Raw genomic sequence first — 3,825 nt, forward strand, 5'->3', positions numbered from 1 at the left:
CACGACCCCGGCGACTGTTCGAGTTTTGTCAGGGAGATTATGGTGGTGACCCTTGCTACGAAGCGGTCTTTTCTGACCAAGGTTGGGACGGTCTACCACCTCTCTCAATATACAAGGTTGGGTTGAAGCATGAAACCCAACACCCGCTAATGTTACGCTACCGCTAACCCATCCCAGGGTAAGCGCATCTTAACAATTCTTGACAAAATCAACTTTATGTGATTTGCTTACCCAGAGAGCGATTCAGGCATATTTGAGGAGAATTGGCCATCTCAATTGTTAAGCAAAAATCGACCAAATGTGAATATTTCGTAACTATTCTGATTGACTGGTATCACTTGAAATGCCCACACAGCAAGCGGTTCACAAAATTGGCTAATTGTCAATAGCGTTTGAGATGCTCTCACCCTGTTTGGATTCATCCCCAATCCCTCTGGCAACTTGCAAGGCTTCGGGTAACAAAGCAGGGGAAAGATAGGGACTGATTGCGATAGGAAGAAGATTTTAAAGAAGCGGATATAACGGGTTTAGGTTCAGGATCAATATCATGACTTTCTAATATCTCACCCCATTCGGGATTGTCATAAACTCTTGCCAAAGATTCAGCTTCTAAAGATTCAGGACGATCTGGATTTTGATGCCATTTCTGCACACCCACCACTAACCCATTACAAACAATTGCTGATCCCGATGTTCCTTGCCAAGGTGACTGATCTTCTGCTAATCTTTCTAACTGTTCATCGGTGGGTTGTATGTCTTGACTATCTTTAATATTTAATAACAAACGGTTATGAGGCGCACGATTAGACACATCGATAGTTCCCTCAATATGTAACCCTGTGGCGTATTTTATACCATCTTCAGAATACCGTAAAAATAGAGGAAAGCCCAAAAAGTCAAATTTAACTTTTTGGGTGCTACTCGCATCAGGTAACAACCCAAAACCTACAGGATCACAAGTTTCGATAGTTTCTGGTAATTCTACTAATGCTATATCGATATTATCTGGTGCTTTCCAAATTACTTGAGCGTCTATATCCTGCTTATCAGAATAGTCTGATGCTGATCTAAATCGTACTTGACAGTCGTTACTATTATCAAATAGATGCCGACAAGTTAAGAGTAAACGTCCCCCAATTCGATAGGCAGTGCCATACTTAGGGGCAACAATTTCTAAAGCGCGATCGGGTTGGAATTGGGGCATAACTTATCGGATTGATGTAACCTATTCTTCTGGGATGGTGATGGGTTACGCTTCGCTAACCCATCCTACAAATTAACTGCTTTGAGCGCAAACATTGCGCTTCTAGGGGTATAAAATTCTAATCGGGAATATCATCACTTGCTGTCTTGATAGGTCCTCCATCTTTCCCAATGGGTTTAAGGGGAATTTTAATTCTATGGGTTATCGTATCTTTATTGGTGACACCCCCACCCATTTCTACTACCCAAAATTTCAGCCCACCTTTGCTATCTTTCGACTTTTCAACCACAAATTGAACCTCTAATTCAATGTCACCCACTTGAAAGCGAATCTGCTCACCCTCAGAGGCTAAAATAGATTTACTCAGTTCAACCCGCAATGCTTCTAAGGTTTCTCGAAGTCCAACTTTATTGATGTCCATAATTCTCTAGTTATTTTTGAAGGATGCAGACCAAAACCCTTTCAATTCTATCGTTTTTCTGAAACTTTAGGGCGGACGGATTGCCTTTCTCAAATGACATAATAGCCCAACCCAATCGCTAAGGAAAGCGCGGGTTGGGAAAAGACATCGACCTAATATTATCTCAAGACTAAAATGACAAATTGAATTAGTATCGAGCTATTTTGCCAATACAAGGTGTCAAGATCAAACTAAGGAGCTAAACGTTGCCTTTGCCAACTGCCATCTTCTTGACGATAATAACAGAGACGATCATGGAGACGACTGGGGCGACCTTGCCAGAACTCGATTAAACTAGGAATTAGGCGAAATCCGCCCCAATGAGGAGGACGGGGAACTTCACGACCCGCATATTCTTCTTTTAGTTCTGTCAGGCGTTTTTCGAGGATATCTCGCCCAGAAATCACTTCACTTTGATTGGAGGCCCAGGCCCCTAAACGGGATTCCCAGGGACGGACAAAAAAGTAATTATCCGATTCCTCCTCGCTGATTTTTTCTACAGTTCCCTCGATCCTAATTTGCCGTTGCAATTCTCCCCACCAAAACACTAGGGCTGCATTGGGATTGGCGATTAATTCCTGTCCTTTGGCGCTTTGGTAGTTGGTAAAGAGAACAAAACCGCGAGGATCGAAGTCTTTTAACAGTACCATGCGAGCCCGGGGTTTACCCTCCGGGGAAATAGTGGCTAAAGTCATAGCGTTGGGTTCCAATCTTCCCGAAGATACCGCCCGTTCTAGCCATTGTTTAAATACAATGAAAGGATCGGCAGATGTTTCTGACTCTAGCAATTCTTCGAGATTGTAGTCCAAGCGCAGGTCAGCGATCGATATGTCCATGGTTTTGCTTGCTAAATTTTATCCTTTGAGATCCTACAAGATTCTACAATCATGACTATCACCTCGGCCAGTGATGCGATCGCCTCTCTTTTAGAAATGGCGGAACAGGGAGAAATTGACCCCTGGGATGTGCAGGTTATTGATGTGATCGATCGCTTTTTGGCGGAATTGGGGTTATTAAATGATCTAGATTTAGCCATGGCCCAGGCTAATTTACCCCAATCAGGACAGGCTTTTTTATGGGCTTCTATGTTAGTTTTATTTAAGGCTGATACCCTAGAAAGATTGTCTTTAGACCAGCAAGAAGAAAGTCTGATTGATGAGGAAATTAGCGAGTTAGAACGGGAATTAAGAACTTTACCCCGTTATCTAGAAAATCATATTCGCCGTCGTACTGCCGCCCCACCACCGCGAAAAAGACGGGTAACTTTGCAGGAGTTAATCACTCAATTACAACAGATTGCCCTAGAGATTGAAGCTTTACCGAAACTGCCTGTAGTTGTCCCGAAACCCCGTCCCCAATCCCGACGGGAAGCGGTACAAATTATCACGGAATTGGCCCACCAAGAAAACCTGACGGAATTGGCAGCGGAACTGGACTTTTTTTTGCAGAGAAAGTTTTTTCAATTAGAGAAAAATGAGATAGAGTTTGAGTATTTATTAGATTTATGGCAAGCGGAAAAACCCTCTAGTCACTCGGCAACACAGGAAAAGGTGGCGATTTTTTGGGCTTTACTTTTACTGGCTTCTCAATCAAAAGTGGAGTTAAAACAAGAGGATTTTTATCAAGATTTAACTATTTCTTTAATTAGGGTTTGCTGAAAAAGTTTTTTCTAGAGGCAGGGTGTGCGGTGTCGGGTGTGGGGTTTTAAGCTAAGAGGAATTTTAACCTCCGATCCTTAGATTAGCTGAATCTCCCTCAATCCCTTTAATGTTGCCTTTTGCAAGAGTGCAAGAGTGCCTCATCTCAACAAGTAATTTAAATGTGCGGGCAGCTTAATTATAGAATTCAAGAGAATTTATCCTGAAGACAGGGATTGATAAGGAATAATTTCTTCGAGGGTATTTCCTAACTTTTCCCTCGCTAGATCTAACTCATAGGCTTTTTGTAAATTCATCCAAATTTCTGCCCCTGTATTAAAAAAACGCCCTAATTTTAAGGCAATATCTCCCTTGATATTTCCGGCTCTTCGTTACCCTTTATGCTAAATCAACAGACAAGATGCCAAGACAACATACTTCTAACCCAAAAATTCCGAAAGTTTCTAAAGCCATAGGCTCTCCGTTTTATTAGTTTAAGTTTATTGTTGATTCCCTCGACCACC

5 protein-coding genes are annotated in these 3,825 nt (G+C 42.2%); 1 reads left to right on the plus strand and 4 read right to left on the minus strand.

Going from position 1 to position 3,825, the window contains the following annotated elements:
- Window positions 1-418 precede the first annotated feature (418 nt).
- The 3 genes from IM450_RS13720 to pdxH form a co-directional block, all read right to left on the minus strand.
- Window positions 419-1,204, minus strand: coding sequence for a trypsin-like serine protease (locus IM450_RS13720; protein ID WP_287670349.1), 786 nt, complete (start codon window positions 1,202-1,204; stop codon window positions 419-421).
- Window positions 1,205-1,322: 118 nt separating this feature from the next.
- A complete protein-coding gene (locus IM450_RS13725) occupies window positions 1,323-1,625 on the minus strand; it encodes a trypco2 family protein (protein WP_287670351.1) in 303 nt (100 codons plus the stop codon).
- A 230-nt stretch (window positions 1,626-1,855) separates the two neighbouring features.
- A complete protein-coding gene (gene pdxH / locus IM450_RS13730) occupies window positions 1,856-2,500 on the minus strand; it encodes a pyridoxamine 5'-phosphate oxidase (protein ID WP_002802042.1) in 645 nt (214 codons plus the stop codon).
- A 51-nt stretch (window positions 2,501-2,551) separates the two neighbouring features.
- Between pdxH and IM450_RS13735 the strand changes: the two genes are divergently transcribed.
- On the plus strand, window positions 2,552-3,322 hold the full coding sequence (locus IM450_RS13735) for a segregation/condensation protein A (RefSeq protein ID WP_123231368.1): 771 nt from the start codon (window positions 2,552-2,554) through the stop codon (window positions 3,320-3,322).
- A 388-nt stretch (window positions 3,323-3,710) separates the two neighbouring features.
- Here the strand turns inward: IM450_RS13735 and IM450_RS13740 are convergent.
- Window positions 3,711-3,825 (minus strand): transposase (locus IM450_RS13740; RefSeq protein ID WP_271947859.1); only part of this gene is annotated, 115 nt, incomplete at its 5' end.

The organism is Microcystis sp. M083S1 (assembly GCF_020246405.1).
GTDB lineage: Bacteria > Cyanobacteriota > Cyanobacteriia > Cyanobacteriales > Microcystaceae > Microcystis > Microcystis aeruginosa_C.